This is a genomic window from Pseudomonas sp. IT-P4 (assembly GCF_949767755.1).
Classification (GTDB): domain Bacteria; phylum Pseudomonadota; class Gammaproteobacteria; order Pseudomonadales; family Pseudomonadaceae; genus Aquipseudomonas; species Aquipseudomonas monachiensis.
In genome coordinates, this window is the sequence record NZ_CATKPX010000027.1 from 68,671 (window position 1) to 90,220 (window position 21,550).

Here is a 21,550-nt window from a genome sequence, read left to right on the forward strand (position 1 = left end):
CCCTCTCAACGTACGGCAGGAAAGCCTGATGAATATGCAAGCCAGTACAACGCAAGGTCACTTGAACTGGGACGACATGCGCTTCTTTCTCGAGGTCGCCCGTGCCCGCACCGCCAGCGGCGCAGCCCGCCGCCTGGGGGTGGACTACACCACGGTAGCGCGACGCATCCGCGCCCTGGAGCAGAGCCTGGGTGCCATGCTGTTCGAGAAATCGCGAACCGCAGGCTTCGTGCTGACCGTGGAGGGGCAGCGTCTGGTCTGCCACGCCGAAACCCTGGAAAGTACGCTGCTGGTAGCCTGCGAGCAGGTTTTCGGCACCACAGGGGGGCTCGCCGGGCACCTGCGCATCGGCTGTACCGAAGCCTTCGGATCCTGTTTCGTCGCCGCGCAGATGAGCCACTTCCTCGAGCACTACCCGCATATCTCGGCGGATATTTTGCCGGTCCCGCACTTCGTCAACCTGTCACGGCGCGAGGCGGATATCGCCATCACCCTGGAACGGCCCGAGCGCGGTCCGTACGTGTGCTCGCGGTTGTGCGATTACCGCCTGCGTGTGTATGCGACGCCGGAGTACCTGGCCAGTCATCCGCCGATCGGCTGTCGCGAGGACCTGGCCGCTCACCCGTTCGTGACCTACGTCGATGACCTGGCCTTCAGCTTCAAGCTGCTCTACCTGAACGACTTGATGCTCGGCGCACGCAGCCGCCTGCGCAGCACGAGCGTGGTCGCCCAGTACCATGCGGCACTGGAAGGGCGCGCGCTGGCGATCCTGCCTTGCTTCCTCGCCGGTCCCGACCCGCGCCTGTGCGAGGTGCTGCCGGGTGAAGTGGAGGTCACTCGACAGTTCTGGATGTACTACTGCGAGGACCTGCGCAACCTCAAGAGGATTACCCTGGTGGCCGACTACCTGCGCACCTGCGCGCAGCTCAATCGTGCGCTGCTGATGGGCGAGTCATACAAGATGGCCTACCTGCCGTCGCCGTGAACGACTGCCGCCAGGTCTGCGGTCTCGGTTGCCCGCAATGCTCCCTGCAGAGTACTCATCACCATCTCCAGCAGCAGTTTGCGGCGGGCTCCAATGCCGGTCTTGGGCTGCCCGACCCAGGCCGGCAATTGATTGAGCAGGGAAACGATGCCGCTTACGGTCGCGCGCCGGGTGGCGCCAGCCGGTTTACCGGTGAGTTGCTCCAGGGTCTCCACCAGATGCTCCTCGTAGCGCCGGCGCAGGGCCAGAATCGAGGCTTGCTGTTCGCCGCTCAAACAATGGAGGTCGTACTCGGCCAGGCGGAAATGCGCGGCCATCCGCTCGTGGAGCCGCAGGTGCGCCTCAAGCAGGCCGTGCAGTCGTACAGTGGGGGCGGATTTGCGCCGGGTCACCAGGCTCGCGCCGTCAAGCAACGCTTCGTAGAGCTCCTCGATCAGTTCCAACAGCAGTGCTTCTTTGCTATCGATGTGGTTGTAAAGGGAGCCGGCGGTGATCCCCAGGCCAGTGGCCAGGTCGCGCATGCTGACTCGGCTGAAACCATGCCTGGCGAACAGTTCGACAGCCTTGTGACGCGTTTCCAGGTAACGCGTGTTGCGCTCTTCGTCGACCGGCAACGCAAAAAGGGTTTTGGAGGGCTGCATGTTGCTCATCCACCTCATACGCGAAACTGTCCCAATAGCCGATTGAGCTGACCCGCCAGTTGGCCCAGTTCCTGGCTCGCCTCGTTGGACCGGTCCGCTGCCTGGGCATTTTCGTGGGCCAGAGAGGCGGCGAGGGTCACGTTCTGGTTGATGTCTTCGACCACGTGCGACTGCTCCAGGGTGGCGCTGGCGATCGAGGCGTTCAATTCAGTGACATTGCGCAGTGCGCCGAGTACCTGGTGCAGGCTTTCTGCCGTTTGGTGGGCCTGTTCCACGGTTTGTCGAGCGGCCAGGCTGCTGGCATTGATGACATTCACCGCGGCTTCCGAGTTGCCGTGCAGGCGCTCGATCATGTCCTGGATTTGCGCGGTGGACTGCTGGGTGCGCTGGGCCAGCAGCCGCACTTCGTCTGCTACCACAGCGAAGCCGCGCCCCTGTTCGCCAGCGCGCGCTGCCTCGATGGCGGCGTTCAGCGCGAGCAGATTGGTCTGCTCGGCGATGGCGCGGATCACTTCCAGCACGCTGCCGATCTGAGTGCTTTCCCGGGCCAGGCTCTGGATCACCTCGACGGCCTGGCCGATGGTATCGGATAGCTGGTCGATCTGGAGCAGGCTGCTGTCGATGTTGTGCTGGCCCCGGCGTGCCTGTTCTTCGGCCTGGCGAACTTCGTTGGCCGCGTGCTCGGCGTTCCTGGCCACTTCCTGCACGGCGTAGGAGACCTCATGGATGGCGGCGGCCACCAGCTCCATCTGCTGCGATTGCTGCTGGCTGTGGTTCTGGCTATCGGCGGCGATTTCGCCGAGTGACTTCGAAGCCTGGTCGAGGCTGTCAGCGGACTGTATGGACTGGCCGATCACGCCACGCAGCTTGTTGGTGAAAACGTTGAAATGGCTGCTCAAGTCTGTCAGTTCATCGCGCCAGCGGTTATCCAGATTGCGGGTCAGGTCGGCCTCGCCGCTGGCGATGTTCTCCATGGCATCGACCACCCGCGCCAGTGGCGAGGCGATGCTGCGGGCAATCAGCAGGATCAGCGCACTGAGCAGCAGGGTGATCGTCACCAATATGACGAAGGCCTGGATCAGCTGGCGGCGGAACTCGACTTGCACGTCGTCGATGTAGATGCCCGAGCCGACAATCCAGCCCCAGGGCTTGAACAATTCGACGTAGGAAACTTTCTCCACCGGCGCGTCGGAACCCGGCTTGGGCCAGCGGTAGTGCACCAGGCCGGCGCCATCGCGGTTGGCGGTGGCGACCATTTCGTCGAACAGCGCCTTGCCGTCCGGATCGAGTGTACCGGCCATGCGCTTGCCCTCGAGTTTGGCATTGGGGTGCATGACCATTCGCGTGTCGAGGTCTTCGAGCCAGAAGTAATCCTCACGGTCGTAGCGCAAGTCGCGCATGACCGCGATGGCCTGCTGCTGGGCCTGCTCACGACTCAGACCCTGGCCTTCCAGGCCTTGGAAGTGGCGCAGGATGCTGCTGGCGGTCTCGACCACGTGGCGGGTTTTCAGCGCCTTGGCCGTATAAAGGTCGTCATGGCTCTGCTTGAGCATCAAGCCGGCGAGAATCATCAGCATCAGGATGGATGTCAGCAAGATCAGCCACAGACGGCTGCTAATGGAAATATTGCGCAAGCCGAACATGGGCAACTCCACAACGGGCAAGACAGGGAAATGCCGGACGCGGCAGTCGCGTCCGGCGGGAGGGAGTCAGAGCGCGTAGTGGCTCAGTTCGCGGGCGATCAGCAGGCGCTGGACCTCGCTGGAGCCTTCGTAGATCTGGGTGATGCGCGCGTCGCGGTAGTAACGCTCCACCGGGTAGTCCTCCAGGTAGCCGTAGCCACCATGGATCTGCAGGGCGCTGGAGCACACGCGTTCGGCCATTTCCGAAGCGAATAGCTTGGCCTGGGAGGCCTCGGACAGGCACGGTTGCCCGGCGCTTTTCAGGCGCGCCGCATGCAGGATCAGCAGGCGGCTGGCGTTGAGTCGGGTGTGCATGTCGGCGAGCAGGTTGGACACGCTCTGGTGCTCGATGATCGGCTTGCCGAACTGGACGCGTTCGCGGGCATAGCCCAGGGCAGCCTCGAAGGCGGCGCGGGCGATGCCCAGGGCCTGGGCGGCGATGCCGATGCGGCCGCCTTCAAGGTTCGACAGGGCAATGGCCAGGCCTTTGCCGCGTTCGCCCAGCAGGTTGGCCTCGGGGATGGTGCAGTCGTTGAGGGTCACCGCGCAGGTATCGGAGGCCTTGATGCCCATCTTGTGTTCGCTGCGGTCGACCACGAACCCGGGGTTGTCAGTGGGTACCAGGAAGGCCGACAGCCCCTTTTTGCCCAGCTGCGCATCGGTGACGGCGAAGACAATGGCCAGACTGGCGCGCTTGCCGTTGCTGACGAATTGCTTGGCGCCGTTGAGTACCCATTGGCCGTCGCGCAGTTCGGCACGGGTACGCAGGTTGTGCGCTTCGGAGCCGGCCTGTGGCTCGGTCAGGCAGAAGCAGCCGATCGCTTGACCACTGACCAGCAACGGCAGCCAGCTGTCCTGTTGCGCGGGGGTGCCGTATTTCAGCAGGGGGCCGCAGCCCACCGAATTGTGGATGCTCATCAGCGCGCCGAGGGCACCGTCGCCAGCCGAGATTTCCTCGACGGCCAGGGCGTAGGCCACATAGTCGGTGTAGCTGCCGCCCCAGGTGTCCGGCACGACCATGCCCAGCAGCCCCAGCTCGCCCATCTGCGCCACCACGGTGTCATCGATCCAGCCGGCCTTCTCCCAGGCCTGGGCATGTGGCGCGACTTCGCTGCGGGCGAAGTCGCGCGCCATGTCGCGGATCATGCGTTGTTCTTCGGTCAATTCGATATCGTGCATTGCAAAGTCTCCTGCCGATCAGGCGGTGCGTACGGGCTTGCCGGAGGCGCGTTCAAAGTCGTTGAAGAAGGCCTGCACCCTGGCAGGTACCAGCTCTGCCAGGGTTGGCGGGTTCCAGCGCGGGCACTTGTCCTTGTCGATGATCAGGGCGCGCACGCCCTCCATCAGGTCGCCCTTGTCGAACCACTGGTAGTCCAGGTGCAACTCCAGAGCGAAGCACTCGGCCAGGCTCAGGTAACGACCACGGCGCAACAACTCAAGCGTCGTGGCCATCGCCAGTGGCGAGCGGCTGTCGAGCAGTTTCACCGTCTGCTCGGCCCAGTCTTGCAGCTCGGGGCGTTGTTCACGCTGCAGCGCGGTACGAATGGCCGGGACATCGGGCAAGGCGAAATATTCGTCGATCGCCAGGCGACAGGCCTTGAGCTCGGACCCGGCAAGACGCTCTGTGGCCATGTCGGCAAGCAGGTCCTGCAAGTCTTCGTCGGGCGCAGCGGTCCAGTTCAGGTGGTCGAGACAGGCATCCAGTTCGGCCAGCCGTTCGCTGGGCAGGTAGTAGTCGGCAAGGTTCGCATAGAGAGCATCGGCGGCACGCACCTGGCAGCCGGTGATACCCAGGTAGGTTCCCAGTTCCCCCGGCAGGCGCGGCAGGAAATAGCTGCCACCGACATCGGGGAAAAAGCCGATGCCGACTTCCGGCATGCCCATCCGCGTGCGCTCAGTGATCACCCGCAGCGAGGCGGCCTGGGCCAGGCCCATGCCACCACCAAGGACGAAACCATCGAGCAGCGCCAGCACGGGCTTGGTGTAGCCATGCAGGTACTCGTCGAGGGCGTATTCCTCCTCGAGGAACAGCTCATGCTGGTTATCGCCGGCCTTGTAGCTGTCGTACAGCATGCGAATGTCGCCGCCGGCGCAGAAGGCCTTTTCACCGGCGCCGCGAATGGTCACGGCGACGATCTGCGGGTCCTGTTCCCAAGCCCACAGGTGCCGGCAGAGCAGGCGCACCATGGGCAGGTCCAGGGTGTTCAACGCGCTTGGCCGATTCAGTGTCAGGTGGCCGACGCGGTTGCGTACGCTGGCCAGCACCGGGGCTTGCTGCTGGCTCATGCTCAGGCTTCCCCGCGGAACAGGTTGATGATGGCGGAGAAGTCCAGGCCGCCGTTACCTTGCAGGCTGAAGGTCTGGTACAGCTGCTGGGCTACGGCACCGAGCGCCACCGGTTGACGCGCGTGCCTGGCCGCTTCGGTGGCCAGGCCCAGATCCTTGAGCATCAGGTCGCTGCCAAATCCGCCGCTGTAGCCGCGTGAGGCCGGCGCGTTTTCCAGTACACCCGGGAACGGGTTATTGACCTCCGAGCTCCAGCAGCGTCCGCTGGAGGTATTGATGATCCCGGCCAGTACCTTGGCGTCCATCCCGAGGGATACACCCAGGGCCATGGCTTCGGCGACGCCGACCATGGAGATGCCGAGCAGCATGTTGTTGGCGATCTTGGCCACCTGGCCGTTGCCTGCCGCGCCGCAGTGCACGATGTTCTTGCCCATGGCCGAGAGGATTGGCAGGGCCTGGTCGAACACACTGTCCGGGCCGCCGACCATAAAGGTCAGGGTGCCTGCCGCCGCACCGCCGGTGCCGCCGGAAACCGGTGCGTCGAGCATCGGGTTGCCTTGGGCAAGGGCGTACTTGGCCACCTCGCGGGTGCTCAGCGGGTCGATGGTCGAACTGTCGATCAGCAACACGCCTGGACCGATATTGGCCAGCAGGCCGTCCTTGCCGCGATAGACCTGCTTCACGTGGTCGGCGGTCGGCAGCATGGTGATGATCACCTCAACCCCGGCCTTGGCCACTGCGGCGGGCGAGTCGGCGGCGCGGGCGCCGGCCTCCACCAGGGCGGCGACCGCCTGGGGGAAGGGATCGAAGACGGTCAGGCTGTGGCCAGCCTTGAGCAGGTTGCGGGCCATTGGGCCGCCCATGTTGCCGAGGCCGAGAAATCCGATATGCATGTTGGCTACCTTTTACGATAGGGGGGCAGTGGCGCAGGAAATCCTGCGCGCTTGTCGTCGGCCGACGCTGGGCGCCGGCCGGCCAAGGTCATTTCAGGGTGATGGTGGTGTTCACCGCGCCGCCGGTGTCGTCCTCGTCGAACCAGCGCTGGGTGATCGTCTTGGTCTGGGTGTAGAAGGTCACCACTTGCTTGCCATAGGGACCCAGGTCGCCCAGCTTGGAGGCGCGCGAACCGGAGAAGGAGAACAGCGGGACAGGCACCGGGATCGGCACGTTGATGCCGACCTGGCCGACGTCGATCTCTTCCTGGAAGTGACGCGCGGCAGCGCCGGAACGGGTGAACAGGGCAGTGCCGTTGCCGTTCGGGTTGGCATTGATGATCTCGATCGCCTCGTCCAGGTTGGCGGCGTGCATGACGCACAACACCGGGCCGAAGATCTCTTCGCGATACACCGACATTTGCGCGGTGACGCCGGAGAAAATGGTCGGGCCGACGAAGTTGCCGTCCTGGTAGCCCGGCACGCTCGGGTTGCGTCCGTCCAGTTCGAGCCTGGCGCCTTCTTCGACGCCGCTGGCGATCAGGCCGTTGACGCGGTCCAGGGCGGCGCAGGAAATCACCGGGCCGATGTCGGTGCCCGGCTCGGTGCCGCCATTGATCTTGAGGGTTTTGGTCCGCTCGATCAGGTCCGGCAGCCAGGTTTGCGCTTCACCCACGAGGATCACCACCGGCAGGGCCATGCAGCGCTGGCCGGCGGCGCCGAAGGAGGCGCCCAGCAGGTTGTTGAGTGTCTGCTGTTTGTTGGCATCGGGCAGGACGATGGCGTGGTTTTTCGCGCCCATCATGCACTGCGCGCGCTTGCCGTTCTGGGTGGCGCGGTTGTAGACGTGGGTGCCGACCTTGGTCGAGCCGACGAAGGACACGGCCTTGATGTCCGGGTGGTCGCAGATCAGGTTCACCGCGTCGACGCCGCCGTGGATGACGTTGAGCACGCCCTTGGGTACACCGGCCTCCAGCGCCAGTTCCACCAGGCGCATGGTCACCAGCGGGTCCTGCTCGGACGGCTTGAGGACGAAGGTGTTGCCGGTGGCAATGGCCATCGGGAACATCCACAACGGGATCATCGCCGGGAAGTTGAACGGGGTGATGCCGGCGCACACGCCCAGGGGTTGCAGCAGGGTGTAGGTGTCGACGCCGTTGGCCACGTTGTTGGCCAGTTCGCCCATCTGCAGGTTGCCGATGCTGGCGGCGTGCTCGACCACTTCGAGGCCGCGGAACACGTCACCTTCGGCATCCGGCAGGGTCTTGCCTTGCTCGGCGGTCAGCAGGGCGGCCAGTTCCTTGATGTTCTCGCGGATCAGTTGCTGGTACTTGAGGAAGACACGGGCACGGGCACCGATCGGGGTCTTGCGCCAGGTCTTGAAAGCTTGTTTGGCGCTGGCAACGGCGGCGTTCATTTCCTCTGCGGTGGCGAAGGGGACGCGGGCCAGGACTTCCTGGGTAGCCGGGTTGACCACGTCGCGCCACTGGGTGCTGCGCGATTCGACGAACTCGCCGTTGATCAGAAGCTTGACGCTGGGAATGCTGGAAGAGGTCATTTACGGGTCCTGTCTGCTTTCTTTAGGTCGAATGAGGCCCCTCGGCGTGGTTGGCCGAGCGGTCGGGTTGGGGTCAGGAAGGGCCGGCGTGCCGGCCCGGGGTTCAGCCCTTGAGTTGCGGGAAGTCTTCTTCGAAGTATTCCCGCGGGCCACGTGCGTCGCTCTGGCGGCGCTGCATTTCCATTTGCCGCAGTTCCACCCGGCGGATCTTTCCGGAGATGGTCTTGGGCAGCTCGTTGACAAATTCGATGCGCCGTACCCGCTTGTAGGGCGCCAGGTGCTCGCGGGCGAACGCGAAGATGCTGCCGGCCAGTTCGTGGCTGCCCTGGGCTTCATGGGCCAGGATCAGATAGGCCTTGGGCACTGCCAGGCGCACCGGGTCGGGGCTTGGCACCACGGCCACTTCCATCACCGCCGGGTGCTCGATCAGCGCGCTTTCCAGCTCGAAGGGGCTGATGCGGTAGTCGGAAGCCTTGAACACGTCGTCGGCACGGCCGACGAAGGTGATGTAGCCCTCTTCGTCGATCTGCGCGGTGTCGCCGGTGCGGTAGTAGCCGTCGCGCATCACTTCGGCGGTCTTTTCCGGGCTGTCCTCGTAGCACAGCATCAGGCCGAGCGGACGCACGTCCAGCGGCAGGGCCACCTCGCCTTCGTTGCCCGGCACGCCATCAGGGTCGAGCATGGTCACCCGGTAGCCTGGCAGCGGACGGCCCATGGACCCCGGCTTGAGCCGCTGGCCAGGCGTGTTGCCGACCAGGGCGGTGGTTTCCGACTGACCGAAGCCGTCGCGCAGCAACAGGCCCCAGGCATGCAGGATCTGCTCGATGATCTCCGGGTTGAGCGGCTCACCGGCGCCCACCAGTTCTCGCAGTTTCAAGCGCTCCTTGTAACTGGCCAGGTCTTCCTGGATCAGCATGCGCCACACGGTTGGCGGCGCGCACAGGCTGGTAACGCCGTAGCGTTCCAGCACGCCGAGCAGGGCGGGCGCGCTGAAGCGTGCGGTGTTGTGGATGAAGATGCAGGCACCGGCATTCCAGGGTGCGAAGAGGCAACTCCAGGCGTGCTTGGCCCAGCCCGGGGACGAAATGTTCAGGTGCAGGTCGCCCGGCTGCAGACCGATCCAGTACATGGTCGAGAGGTGGCCGACCGGGTAACTCTGGTGACTGTGCAGCACCATCTTCGGCTTGGAGGTGGTGCCGGAGGTGAAGTACAGCAGCATCGGGTCGGTGGCCAGCGTGCGGCCCTCGGTTTCGAACTGCTCGGAATGTTCGCTGGCGGCGCTGTGCGGGGTCCAGCCGGCGGGTGACGGACCGACGCAGATGCGGCCGCAGCCTTCACCCAGCCCGACGAACTTGTCGACATGGGCGCTACCGACCACCAGGTGGGAAACATGACCACGCTCGATGCGGTCGCGCAGGTCTTCGGGGGTCAGCAGGGCGGTGGCGGGAATGACCACGGCGCCGAGCTTGAAGGCGGCCAGCATGGTTTCCCACAGGGCGACGTCGTTACCGAGCATCAGCAGGATGCGTTCGCCGCGGTGCACGCCCAGGGCGCGCAGGTGATTGGCCACCTGGTTGGAGCGCGCGGCCAGTTGCTGGAAGCTGTAGCGTTGTTCGCTGCCGTCCTCTTCGACGATCCACAGGGCATTGGCCTGGTTGCCCTCGGCCATGGCGTCAAAGTAATCCAGCGCCCAATTGAATTCGCTCAGCTGCGGCCAGCGGAAGTCACGCACGGCGGTGGCGTAGTCGGTACGGTGGGCCAGCAGGAAGTCGCGAGCGGCCAGGAAGGGTTGGCAGTTGTTGTTCATTGCAGTCTCCCGAGACGCGCGCGAGTACCTGAAAGTGGGGAGACAACGGCAAGCAAGAATGGCTTCACGGTGGGTGCCCTGTTTATTTTTATTGGGACTGACCTGGTTCATGACCAGGCGGTTGAATCGAGTATAGGCAGGCATAAATCAAATAAGAATGCTCAAAAAGTCCCGTGCGTTGTGCAAAAAAGCACAGGCTTGCGGCATCCCCGATGCGCCAGGAATGCACAAGGCGGGCGCTGCCCGCACCGTCAAACGATGCAAGCAGCGCCCGCCTTGTGCGGGGGCTTACCAGAGCGCCAGGGTATAGCTGAGGATCAGGCGGTTCTCGTTGAGATCGTTACCGAAGTGGGCGCTGCGCACCGTAGCGTTGCGCCACTTCAGACCAACGTTTTTCAGCGGGCCGCTCTGCACTACGTAGCCGACGTCGGTGTCGCGCTCCCATTCGCGGCCGTCGGGCTTGCCGGCGCCCAGATCGATGCTGTCGCCGGACAGGTAGCGGGTCATGAAGGTCAGGCCGGGAATGCCCAGCGCCGCGAAGTTGTAGTCGTAGCGCGCCTGCCAGGAACGCTCGTCCTTGTTGGCGAAATCGTTGATCTGCACGAAGTTGACCAGGAAGGCATCGCTGCCATTGACGTAGGCAAAGCCGGTGTCGCCGCTCATGCGTTGGTAGCCCAGACCCAAGGCATGGCCGCCGAGGGAATAGGTGAACATGGCGCCAAAGGCGTTGTTGTCGATGTTGCTGTTGCCGTCGTCGGTGGAGCGGGCGTAGCGCAGGTCGCTCTTGAGCGTCTGGCCTGCGCCCAGCGGCAGCACGTGGACCAGACTGAACTGGTGCTGGTGGTAGAAGTCGTCCAGGCCGCCATAGTTGTAGCCGGTGTTCAGCCGGTCGCTCCACTGGTAGGCAAGGCCGGCGAAATTGAAGGCGTCGCTGCGGGCCTGGCCACTGACAATGCCCTTGGCGCCGGTGGTGGTGATCGACATTTTTTCGTAGTTTGAGGAGTCGCGCTGGTTGACCCGATCCACGCGCCCGGCATCGACGCTCAGGCCTTTGATCTCCTGGACGTTCAACTGGCCACCGCGAAATGTTTGTGGCAGCAGGCGCGAGTCATTGGCCAGCAGTACCGGCAACTTCGGGGTCAGGGTGCCGAGCTTGAGCACGCTGTTGGACGCTTTGAACTTGGCCGTCAGGCCCAGTTCGCCATACTCGTCCTTGGCGCGCTTGGGCGGCTCGTTATCGCGTTTGAGCAGGCCGGAGCCGGAGCGATCGGGACTGGAGTCGAGCTTGACGCCGAGCTGGCCAAGGGCATCGACACCGACGCCGATAATGCCGTCGGTATAACCGGATTCGTAGCGCAGCAGGAAACCCTGGGCCCATTCTTCTTGCTTGGACTGGGCGGCATTTGCCTGGCGGAAGTCGCGGTTGAAGTAGAAGTTGCGCGTTTCCAGCCTGGCCGTGCTGTCTGCGAAGAAGTCGGCGTGAGCCTGTGCGGCGAGACCGGTGCCGGCCAGGAACAGGGTGAGGGTGGTGGGTTTCATGGGTTGCCTTTTGTTGTTTTTGTTGTCGACGAGCCGCTCCCGCGCCGTTTGGAGTTGGCGAGGGAAGGGCGCTTTTGGGGTGTCCTGCGCCGAGCGGCGCAGGTCGGGCGTAAAAAAGCGCGAAGCAAAGGAGCGGACTCGCGCTCGGGGTGTCAGCCCCGGAAAAAGCAGCGTCAGTGACTGCTGGCCATGGCAGCTCCAAGGCCGGTCTGGGCACGGACGAACTGGTCGGCATAGGCGGCGCGTTCGCGGTCGGCGCGTTCGCTGCGGTCCAGCCTGGAAGCGACCACTATGACCAGGAAGGCCAGTGGCATGGAGAACAGCGCTGGCTGGTCGTAAGGGAAGAGCGCCTGGGCATGCCCCAGTACACCGACCCACACCGACGGCGAACCGATCACCAGGGCCAGTGCGCTGATCAGGCCGGTCAGGCCGCCATAGAGGGCGCCGCGGGTGGTCAGGCCGCCCCAGTACATGGCCATGATCAGTACCGGGAAATTCGCCGAGGCGGCGATGCCGAACGTCAGGCCGACCAGGAAGGCGATGTTCTGGCCCTCGAACAGAATGCCGAGGGCAATCGCAACGATGCCCAGGCAGATGGTGGCGATGCGCGACACGCGCATTTCCTTCTTCTCGTCGGCGCAGCCCTTCTTCAATACCGACGCGTAAAGGTCATGGGAGATGGCCGAGGCACCGGCCAGGGCCAGGCCGGCCACCACGGCGAGAATGGTGGCGAAAGCCACGGCAGAGAGGAAACCGAGAAACAGGTTGCCGCCCACCGCCTTCGCCAGGTGCATGGCCACCATATTGCCGCCGCCAATCATGGCCCCGCCGATCTTGCCATCGACGTAGAACTGAGGATCCGTGCCGACGATGACGATGGCGGTATAGCCCAGGACGCAGACCACCAGGAAGAAGAAACCGATGAACACCGTGGCGAACAGTACGGATTTACGCGCCTCCTTGGCATTGGGCACAGTGAAGAAGCGCATCAGGATGTGCGGCAGGCCGGCAATGCCGAAGACCAGTCCAAGGGATAGGGACACCGCGTTGATCGGGTCGGCCAGCAAGGTGCCCGGGCCCATGATCTGCACGCCGCTGGCATGCGCGGCCACCGCCTGGGCGGCCAGGTTCTCGAAGCTGAAGTCGAAGCGACTCAGGGCCATCAGCACCAGGGTGGTGCCGCCCGCCAGGAGCAGGACCGCCTTGGTGATCTGTACCCATGTGGTGGCGAGCATGCCGCCGAAGATCACGTAGACCAGCATCAACAGTCCGACTACCACCACCGCCGTGCGGTAGTCGAGACCGAACAGCAGTTTGATCAGTTGACCGGCGCCGACCATTTGCACCACCAGATAGCAGCAGACCACGGTCAGCGATCCGAGGGCGGCGAAGCTGCGCACGCGGGTTTGATCGAGGCGGTAGGAGACGATGTCGGCGAAGGTGTAGCGCCCCAGGTTGCGCAAGCGCTCGGCCATCAGGAAGGTGACGATGGGCCAGCCGACGAAGAAGCCGATGATGTAGACGAAACCGTCGTAGCCCTTGGCGAATACCAGGCTCGACAGGCCCAGCAGAGTGGCCGCCGACATGTAGTCACCGGCGATGGCCAGGCCATTCTGGAAGCCGGTGATACCGCCACCGGCGCTGTAGAAATCGGCGGCGGAACGGGTGCGTCGTGCCGCCCACCAGGTGATCAGCAGGGTGGCCAGGACGAAGACGAAAAACATGCCGATGGCGTGCAAGTTGAGTGGTTGCTTCTGCGCAATGATGGGCTCGGCATGGGCCAGCACAGGGCTGAGGGCGAGCAGGGCGGACAGGCGTTTCATGCGCGGGACTCCTGCAGGATCTGCGAACTGAGTACGTCGAAGCGGGTGTTGGCGCTGTGCACGTACCAGGCGGTGAGTAGCCAGGACAACAGGATGATCGTCACGCCGATTGGCATGCCGAGGCTGAGGTGACTGCCGTCGTACAGCGGCAGGTGCAGCCAGGCAGGGGCGAAAGCCACCACCATGATGAAGCTGTAGTAGATGGCCAGTACCGCGCCGCTCAGTGACCAGGCCAGCAGTGCACGCTGGCGCGCCAGGCGCTGGAACTTTGGGTTGGCCCTGACCAGTGCACAGGTCAGGACGTGGTTCGGATGGTCGGTCGTCATGGTGAGGCTCCGCATTTCTAGTTGTTTTTGTTGTTCGGCCTTTTGAGGGGCGTACGGGTACCCGGGCAGCGACCCGATGCGGGACGCCGCCTGAATGCTGATGTGCTGGAGTTATTGCCGCCCGGTTGACCTTGCGGTGCAGAGAGGGCGGTGCAGGAGGGCGGGCCCACGGCAGACGAGAATCGTGGCCGCGATTGCGCTGTTGCGCAGCTGCTTGTGTCCGGCGTGAAAGCCGGTTTTTATCCATGCGTTCATGCTGTCAGCCCTCGATATTTATTATTGGGGTGGGGGGCTTTCCTGGCCCGAAAACGACGCTGGCCAAGCTGGGTGAGATGCGAGTATATAAGTGCATATTTCCCATATGTATTGGCAGAAAAGCCCGATGGATATGCAAAAACGCACAACGCAGCCTCCACTGAACTGGGACGACTTGCGCTTCTTCCTCGAAGTTGCCCGCGCTCGCACCGCCAGCGGTGCGGCCCGCCGCCTGGGAGTGGACTACACCACGGTGTCACGGCGCATCCGCGCCCTGGAGCAGTGCCTGGGCGCTCTGCTGTTCGAGAAATCGCGGACTTCCGGTTTTGTCCTGACCGTGGAGGGGCAGCGTCTGGTCGGCCACGCCGAATCCCTGGAAAGTACGCTGCTGGTAGCCTGCGAGCAGGTTTTCGGCACCACGGGGGGGCTCTCCGGGCATCTGCGCATCGGCTGTACCGAAGCCTTCGGGACCTGTTTCATCACTGCGCAGATGAGTCACTTCCTCGAGCACTATCCGAATATTTCGGTGGACATTTTGCCGGTCCCGCATTTCATCAACCTGTCACGGCGCGAGGCGGACATCGCCATCACCCTGGAACGCCCCGAGCGCGGTCCCTATGTGTGCTCGCGATTGTGCGACTACCGCCTGCGTCTGTATGCGACGCCGGAGTACCTGGCCAATCATCCGCCGATCGGCTGTCGCGAGGACCTGGCCGGCCACTCGTTCGTAACCTATGTCGAGGACCTGGCCTTCAGCTTCAAGCTGCTCTACCTGAACGACCTGATGCCCGGCGCCAACAGCCGCCTGCGCAGCACCAGCGTGGTCGCCCATTACCACGCAGCCCTGGAAGGGCGGGCGCTGGCCATCCTGCCTTGCTTCCTCGCCGGCCCCGATCCCCGCCTGTGCGAAGTGCTGCCGGGTGAAGTGGAGGTCACGCGGCAGTTCTGGATGTATTACAGCGAGGACCTGCGCAAGCTGAAGCGGGTCACCCTGGTGGCCGAGTACCTGCGCGCTTGCGCGGAACTGAATCGTCCGCTGCTGATGGGCGAGTCACGTGTGATGGGCTATCTACCGTCACCTTGAGGGGCGACGCATTTCACCTCTCTGCGTTAGCGGATGCGATCATGCGATCATGCGAATCTCGTATCGGACCGCAAAAAGAATGCGAGGGTGGTTTCCTAGGCCTCCCTCGCATCTGTTCACGCGCAAAGCCTCAAGCACTGCCAAAAAAGATATCGGTACTCTCGACATGGGCCCCGACCACGGTGATGGTCGTTGTTTGTCCGCCAGCTTCGGCAACCGTCACGACGCCGTCTGCACCGGTGTTATCGATCGATTGGACAACGGCGTTCGGGTCGCCGTTGAGCACCAGCTTGTCTTGCACGCCTGAACCCGTATCGAAGCCGGTGACCTGGTACAGGTTTTCATTGACTGACAGATCGATGTTGAACGCATCCTGCTCACCGATCGTGCCCACCAGTGTGAAGTCGAAGGGGGCGTTGGCCGGGTCGTTGGCGAACAGGTTGGCGTCAAATGTACTGGTCGCCGAGTCCCCATCCTTGTCCGTCAGCGTCGCGCTGAACGCCAGCTGGACATCGCTGGCCAGACTCTCGCTCTGCTGAATGAACTGGATCACCGGGATCTTGATATCGCCCCGGCCCATCGTCAGCTGAACGGCGTCGATCAGTGACGCACCCGCCTTCTCGACGAGGAAGGACACCTGTCCGCCAGCCTCCGGCGTCAGGGTGTTCACCTCGACGCGGTCCGAAAACGTGCCATCGGCGTAGTAGATCCTGTAGTACAGGTCTTCGGTCGCCGTGTTGTAACCCGCCACGGAGTTGTCGATGAAGACCTTCATGCCCGTCAGCAGGGTCTCTGGATTGATCACGAAACTTTCATCGGCGGCGCTGATGGCCGCCAGGTTGTCGCCCTGGAAGACGTTGTTGCCGACGCCGATGCCGGACGTGCTGACGTTCATGGATGCAGGGTCGATGTACGACGGCAGGGGGTTGGTCTGTAGCGCGGCTTCGGTGGGGTCGGGGGCTCCGAGCCCGATGCCGCTCAGGATGTCCGCGGTCGAGGCCAGCGCCTTCGCGGAAAAGAACACGATCTCCTCGGATGCCGAAGGAATAGCCGGGTCATTCGTCTGAGGAATCAACAAGGTGCGCACCGGATCCGGGCCGCCGGCAGCGAGCGAGCCGTCGGCACTGCTGAGCACGATCGTCGAACTGAAGCCCTGCACCAGATCCAGTGCATAGTGACCATCGGCATAGGCGGTCAACGTGTAGTCGACGGTAGTATTTGCCGTTGCAGCGTTGTTGTCGAAATCACCGGTCAAGGTTCCCGTGAACTGGTACGCGCCATTGGCGTCCGGTGATGGCGTCTGCTCGGTGAGCGTGCCGGTCCCGGTCGTGGTCGTGTTGTCGGGCCTGACGAGGGTGAACTGATCATTGACCAACGAGATGTTCAGACCGGCCGCGCCCAGCCCGTCGGCTCCCGTCGCCATATTCCAGAATCCGGATTGCGCCAGGACGCTACCGGTCCCGATCAGGTTGCCGAAACTGAGTGCCGGACCGTCATCCTTGAACACCAGGTTCTGCCCGATGTTCAGGGTTGCCAGGGCGCTGTCGCCGTCTGCGTCGGTCTTGATCGCGGTCAGCGTCACCAGGTTGTCCGAGGTCAAACTCCTCGAATCATCGGGATTGCTTGGGTCGGCATGCACCACGGCGCGGGCCTGGTCGAGCGTGACGCTGCCATTGGTGGCGACGCTGACCGTGAACACCAGCAGGTTATTGAGGGCTGTACGCCCTTCGACCACGGTGCCGTTGAGCGACAGGTTCACCGCCTGGCCCGAGGCCGTGTCGATCAACCCGGAGGCCCCGGCCACCACGCCCAGCGCGTAGGTCAGGGTGCCGGCCCCATCGGCGCCAAACGCCGAATTGAAGTTGGCAGCGAAGCTCTGGGTATCGTTGGTCGCCAGTACCGTCTCGTCCACCGTCAGCGTCGGCTCCACACCGGTGGTGGTGATGCTCGGTCCGTCGTCCTTGAACACCAGGTTCTGCCCGATGTTGAGGGTCGCCAAGGCACTGTCGCCCTCCTTGTCGGTGATGGTCGCGGTCAGCGTCACCAGGTTGTCCGAGGTCAGGCTCGTCGAGTCATCGGGATTGGTGGCGTCGGGATGCACCACGGCGCGGATCTGGTCGAGCGTGACGCTGCCATTGGCGGCCACGCTGACCGTGAACACCAGCAGGTCGCTGAGGGCCGTACGCCCTTCGACCACCGTGCCGTTGAGCGACAGGTTCACCGCCTGGCCCGAGGCCGTGTCGATCAGCCCGGAGGCCCCGGCCACCACGCCCAGCGCATAGGTCAGGGTGCCGGCACCATCGGCGCCAAATGCCGAATTGAAGTTGGCGGCAAAGCTCTGGGTGGCGGCGGTCGCCAGTACCGTTTCGTCCACTGTCAGCGTCGGCTCCACGCCGGTGGTGGTGATGCTCGGCCCGTCGTCCTTGAACACCAGGTTCTGCCCGATGTTGAGGGTCGCCAGGGCGCTGTCGCCGTCCCCGTCGGTGATGGTCGCCGTCAGCGTTACCAGGTTGTCCGAGGTCAGGCTCGTCGAGTCATCGGGATTGGTGGCGTCGGGATGCACCACGGCGCGGATCTGGTCGAGCGTGACGTTGCCATTGGCGGCCACGCTGACCGTGAACACCAGCAGGTTGCCGCTGGCCGTGCGGCCTTCGACCACGGTGCCATTGAGCGACAGGTTCACCGCCTCGCCCGAGGCCGTGTCGATCAGCCCGGAAGCCCCGGTCACCACGCCCAGCGCATAGGTCAGGGTACCGGCCCCGTCGGCGCCAAACGCCGAGTTGAAGTTGGCGGCGAAGCTCTGGGTGGCGTCGGTCGTCAGTACCGTTTCGTCCACCGTCAGCGTCGGCTCCGTGCCGGTGGTGGTGATGCTCGGTCCGTCGTCTTCGAAGACCATCCGGGAGCCGATTTCAGTGGTCGTAACAGAGGCTTTTACCAGCGTGAAACCACCGATATCAAAGTCGGCGTGGTCATTGCCCTTGGCATTGACGGCGGCCCCGTTCTCCACGAGCACGCGGTTGTGATCCGACGCTGTGGTGTATTCAATCTGGTAGCCGGCTTTAACGCCGGTGATGGTTGCAACGCCTGCAGCGGTAAAGCTGATGGTGATGGCCGGATCATTCACCGAACCGTCTGAATTCTCGATCACCAGCCCGGTGCTATTGTTGACGACGCGGACATTGGTGATGGCCACCGTCGTATCATTGGCATACCCATTGATGAAATTCACACCAGGTTCAGCAGCGGTGCTGAATGCGCTGACCCTTACCACGGCGCTCTTGCCGCTTTGCAATTGCACCACGTCGAAATTGGCCGATTTCGCATTGAAGACGTCGGTAAAGTCGACGTTGGCTTCAAGGTCGGCTTCGTTCTGGTCCAGGTTGGGAACGGTCAAATCCTGCCTGGCACCGGTGACGAACGAAAAGCGGATGCCCTCTTGCTCCACAATCATCTGGTTGTTGGTGCCGAAGGTGGTCGGGCCGCCCGCCTGGCTGGTATTGATCGTGTCACCAGTGTTTATGTTGACGCCGCTTGACTGGTCTGCGGGGTCCTTGCCGGTGGCGATGATCGTGGGATCAGTGATCCGCAACACACCACCGTCATCGATAACGTTCGGGTTTGCCTTCGTGAACATCAGGAACAGGTTCTGACCGGAGGGCGCATTGGCCAGGCTGAACTCCAGGTCCTCACTGGTTCCGATGAAAACCTTGTCCAGCAGATTGAGCGAGTCATCGGCGTTCGTCACATCGGGATGCTTGAGCGGCTGGTATTCCACGGTCCAGAGCTTGCCGCCCGTGACCGGCGAACCGGTTTCTTCAATGTAGGCCGCAAACACGATCGCGCCGGCCGGGCCCCCGGCTCGACCCAGAACGATGTTGTTGTCGTTCGTATCGGTATAGAGAAGGATGCTGGTGCCATCGAGGGTATCGAGTCCGCTGTCCAGGCCATCGAGCGGTGCGCCTGAGCTGTCGGTGAAGCTGATATCGGTAATGCTTGCGCCGGGCGCGGCGGTGATGGTGAATGCATCGCTGCCGCTGTTGTCGGCGGCACCGGTATAGCCGCTCAAGGCCGCACCCGTTGCGGTTCCGGCCCCCAGTGCGGATAAACGGGTAGTGAAGGTCGTGGGCAGGGACGCCAGCAGAATGTCGTTGTCGTCAGCGTCCCCCGCGGGGGTTGGCGTGGCGGTGCTGTTCTGCAACCCCGCCGTTTCGTCCAGCGTAACGCTCTCGCCGGTCGCCACGACGCCCAAAGTGCTGGCGGTAATCGATGTTGTCACCAATGAGCTATTGAGGTCAGTGGTGAGGGGCTGGGTAAATAGAGCGATCGGATCGTTCGTTGACGATAGATTTTTTTTGATAGTAGCCATGATTTTCTCCAAAGCAGTTGCAGACACCAAGGCCTGACCGTGGACCTTTTTCTGGTACATGCCACAACTATGGATAAACGCCGGACGATATACATCGGCCGATACTCCCAGGCGGGCTGGGAGATTCAGACTACCGGGAGGGGGAGACGGGATGACGCGAAGCAACGGAGCCGCCTATTCCGCATGTGACGACTCAGCGCTTGTAACGCAGCGCGTCCACCACTACGCCAAACGCTGAAGATGCGCTGCTGGGCATTTCCAACAGCGTGATGCTGGCGCAGATCACGGCGAACCGGGTGCTGGATCAGATTGATCCGCCTGGTTGAAGGTAAAAAAGATCAAGAGATCGCAGCCTGCGGCAGCTCCTACGGGGATCGCTTAATGCGTAGGAGCTGCCGCAGGCTGCGATCTTCCGGGGTTTTACTGCAGTTCTGGAAGTAGACCCGCCAGAAGGGCGGGTCCGAAGGGGGATCACAGTTTCGGCAATTGCCCGATGCGGCCCATCATTTCGGTCACGATCTGCAAGTCCAGCAGGAACTGCTCGGTGGTCTTGAACTCGTTGTCGTTGTGACCGGTGTACTTCACGTCCGGCATGGCCAGGCCGAATTGCACGCCGTTGGGCAGTTCATGCACGGACGTGGCGCCGGCGGAGGTGCCGAACTTGTGTTCCATGCCGAGGTTTTCGCTGGCCACCGCGAGCAGGGCCTTGACCCATTCGCCCTCGGGGTTGCGGTACATCGGTTCGGCAATCGACAGGTCGAAGGCTGGCGCGATGCTGGTCTTTTTACTCCAGGCGTCCAGCTTTGCGGCGATTTCGGACTTGAGCACGTCCGGCGACTTGCCCTTCGGCACGCGCAGGTTGACCGCGAGCTTGAAGGCTTTGTCGTCCATCCCGACATAGGTCAGGGAGGTGGTCAGCGGGCCCATGAACTCATCGGCAAAACCGATCCCCAACTTGCCACCCAGGTAATCCAGCCCCCAGTTGTCGGCGGCGTAGCGGGCGGCGTCGGTGATCTGGTTGTGCTTGAGCGCGACCTTGCCGTCGAGGCCATTGATGAAGTCGAGCATCCTGGCCACCGGGTTGACGCCGGACTCGGGCTCGGAGGAGTGGGCGGACACGCCGGTGACCGTCAGCTTGACGTCCTTGCCGTCGACCTTGGCGGCGACCTCGAAATTGCCGCCGTTGCGCTTGGCATATTCGGTGCCGGCCTTTTGCAGGCTGGCGGCCAGTTCGGCGGGCTTGTCGGTCACCAGGGTCGCGACCGAAGTCGACGGTATCTGGTTGGTGGCCAGGCCGCCGGTCATCGAGGTGATTTCTGCGCCCTTGCCTTGTGCGGTGCGCTTGGCGAAGCTGGCCATGACCGTGCCGTAGCCTTTCTCGGCGATCACCACCGGGTAGCCGCCATCCAGCGCCAGGTTGTAGTTGGGCGTCGGGTTGCGTTCGAAGTAGTAGGGGATGGCGTCGCCCGTGGTCTCTTCGGTGGTGTCCACCAGCAGCTTGAAGTTGCGGGCCAGCGGCAGCTTCTCTTCCTTGATGATCTTCATGGCGTACAGCGCCACCACGATGCCGTTCTTGTCATCCTCGGTGCCGCGGCCATACATGCGATCGCCGATCAGGGTGACCTTGAACGGATCGAGGCGGGTGCCGTCCTGCAGTACCCAGTTTTCCGGCGTTACCGGTACCACATCGGCATGGGCGTGGATGCCCACGACTTCATCGCCGCTGCCTTCGAGGGAGATCTCGTAGACGCGGTTGTCGATGTTGCGAAAGTTCAGGTTGAACGCCTGGGCCAGGCCCTTGATCTTCTCGGCAATCTTGATGAATTCGGGATTGTCGTGCTGGTCGACACCTTCCACGCGCACGGTCGCAATGGCCACCAGCTCCTTCAGGGTTTCGGTGGCCGCGCTACCGTATTTCACCCGGGCATAGAGGCCAAGCAAACGATGGATTTCGTTTTGCTGTTCAGCGCTAAGCGTCTTGTTGTCGAGGAAGGCACGGATGGCTGGGCCGAGGTTGTCGGTCCTGGCGATATCGCTGTTGGCCAGGCTTGCCAGGAACTGCCTGAAATCCTTGACCGATGCATCACTGAAGGTCTTGAGGATGATCGCGCTCTGTTGCGGGGTGATATTGGCGTGGGCAGCGGTGGTGAACGACGAAAGGCTGGCGAGCATGAGGGTGGTCGCAGCCAGGTGCTTGAGGGAAAAATCCATTGCTGGGGGCATTCCTTTGCAGGCGGTTTGTAAGAAATATCTGATCAGTCGATCA

At 63.2% G+C, this 21,550-nt stretch carries 14 protein-coding genes; 2 read left to right on the forward strand and 12 right to left on the reverse strand.

Going from position 1 to position 21,550, the window contains the following annotated elements:
* Positions 1 to 28: 28 nt before the first annotated feature.
* Positions 29 to 985, forward strand: a complete 957-nt coding sequence (locus ACM6IT_RS11105) for a LysR family transcriptional regulator (RefSeq protein ID WP_156385727.1) — start codon at positions 29 to 31, stop codon at positions 983 to 985.
* Here ACM6IT_RS11105 and ACM6IT_RS11110 read toward each other — a convergent pair.
* The 10 genes from ACM6IT_RS11110 to ACM6IT_RS11155 all read right to left on the reverse strand — a co-directional run bounded on the left by ACM6IT_RS11110 (position 967) and on the right by ACM6IT_RS11155 (position 13,579).
* Entirely contained in the window at positions 967 to 1,644 is a 678-nt protein-coding gene (locus ACM6IT_RS11110; RefSeq protein ID WP_414917997.1) for a TetR/AcrR family transcriptional regulator, read from the reverse strand. The two genes, ACM6IT_RS11105 and ACM6IT_RS11110, sit on opposite strands and share 19 nt — an antisense overlap.
* Entirely contained in the window at positions 1,641 to 3,269 is a 1,629-nt protein-coding gene (locus tag ACM6IT_RS11115; RefSeq protein ID WP_056722773.1) for a methyl-accepting chemotaxis protein, read from the reverse strand. Before ACM6IT_RS11115 ends, ACM6IT_RS11110 begins: the two co-directional genes overlap by 4 nt.
* Before the next feature lie 66 nt (positions 3,270 to 3,335).
* Positions 3,336 to 4,487, reverse strand: a complete 1,152-nt coding sequence (locus ACM6IT_RS11120) for an acyl-CoA dehydrogenase family protein (protein WP_414917998.1) — start codon at positions 4,485 to 4,487, stop codon at positions 3,336 to 3,338.
* 18 nt (positions 4,488 to 4,505) lie between these two features.
* Positions 4,506 to 5,594, reverse strand: a complete 1,089-nt coding sequence (locus tag ACM6IT_RS11125) for an enoyl-CoA hydratase/isomerase family protein (RefSeq protein ID WP_414917999.1) — start codon at positions 5,592 to 5,594, stop codon at positions 4,506 to 4,508.
* A gap of 2 nt (positions 5,595 to 5,596) precedes the next feature.
* A complete protein-coding gene (gene mmsB, locus ACM6IT_RS11130) occupies positions 5,597 to 6,487 on the reverse strand; it encodes a 3-hydroxyisobutyrate dehydrogenase (RefSeq protein WP_223541620.1) in 891 nt (296 codons plus the stop codon).
* 88 nt (positions 6,488 to 6,575) lie between these two features.
* Positions 6,576 to 8,084, reverse strand: a complete 1,509-nt coding sequence (locus tag ACM6IT_RS11135) for a CoA-acylating methylmalonate-semialdehyde dehydrogenase (protein ID WP_414918000.1) — start codon at positions 8,082 to 8,084, stop codon at positions 6,576 to 6,578.
* Positions 8,085 to 8,187: 103 nt separating this feature from the next.
* A complete protein-coding gene (locus ACM6IT_RS11140) occupies positions 8,188 to 9,891 on the reverse strand; it encodes an AMP-binding protein (RefSeq protein ID WP_414918001.1) in 1,704 nt (567 codons plus the stop codon).
* Between the two features lie 288 nt (positions 9,892 to 10,179).
* Complete coding sequence (locus tag ACM6IT_RS11145; protein ID WP_414918002.1) at positions 10,180 to 11,430, reverse strand: OprD family porin; 1,251 nt, start codon at positions 11,428 to 11,430, stop codon at positions 10,180 to 10,182.
* A 173-nt stretch (positions 11,431 to 11,603) separates the two neighbouring features.
* Positions 11,604 to 13,253, reverse strand: coding sequence for a cation acetate symporter (locus ACM6IT_RS11150; protein WP_056722761.1), 1,650 nt, complete (start codon positions 13,251 to 13,253; stop codon positions 11,604 to 11,606).
* Positions 13,250 to 13,579 carry a DUF485 domain-containing protein gene (locus ACM6IT_RS11155; RefSeq protein WP_056722759.1) on the reverse strand — a complete coding sequence of 110 codons (330 nt, stop codon included), beginning with the start codon at positions 13,577 to 13,579 and terminating at the stop codon, positions 13,250 to 13,252. The genes ACM6IT_RS11150 and ACM6IT_RS11155 overlap by 4 nt, the downstream gene beginning before the upstream one ends.
* Before the next feature lie 388 nt (positions 13,580 to 13,967).
* Between ACM6IT_RS11155 and ACM6IT_RS11160 the strand changes: the two genes are divergently transcribed.
* Positions 13,968 to 14,918 (forward strand): LysR family transcriptional regulator, encoded by a 951-nt coding sequence (locus ACM6IT_RS11160; RefSeq protein ID WP_201783876.1) that lies wholly within the window; start codon positions 13,968 to 13,970, stop codon positions 14,916 to 14,918.
* 130 nt (positions 14,919 to 15,048) lie between these two features.
* Here the strand turns inward: ACM6IT_RS11160 and ACM6IT_RS11165 are convergent, their stop codons facing one another.
* Positions 15,049 to 19,284 carry a DUF5801 repeats-in-toxin domain-containing protein gene (locus tag ACM6IT_RS11165; RefSeq protein ID WP_414918003.1) on the reverse strand — a complete coding sequence of 1,412 codons (4,236 nt, stop codon included), beginning with the start codon at positions 19,282 to 19,284 and terminating at the stop codon, positions 15,049 to 15,051.
* Between the two features lie 471 nt (positions 19,285 to 19,755).
* Entirely contained in the window at positions 19,756 to 21,495 is a 1,740-nt protein-coding gene (locus tag ACM6IT_RS11170) for a dipeptidase (protein ID WP_414918004.1), read from the reverse strand.
* Positions 21,496 to 21,550 lie beyond the last annotated feature (55 nt).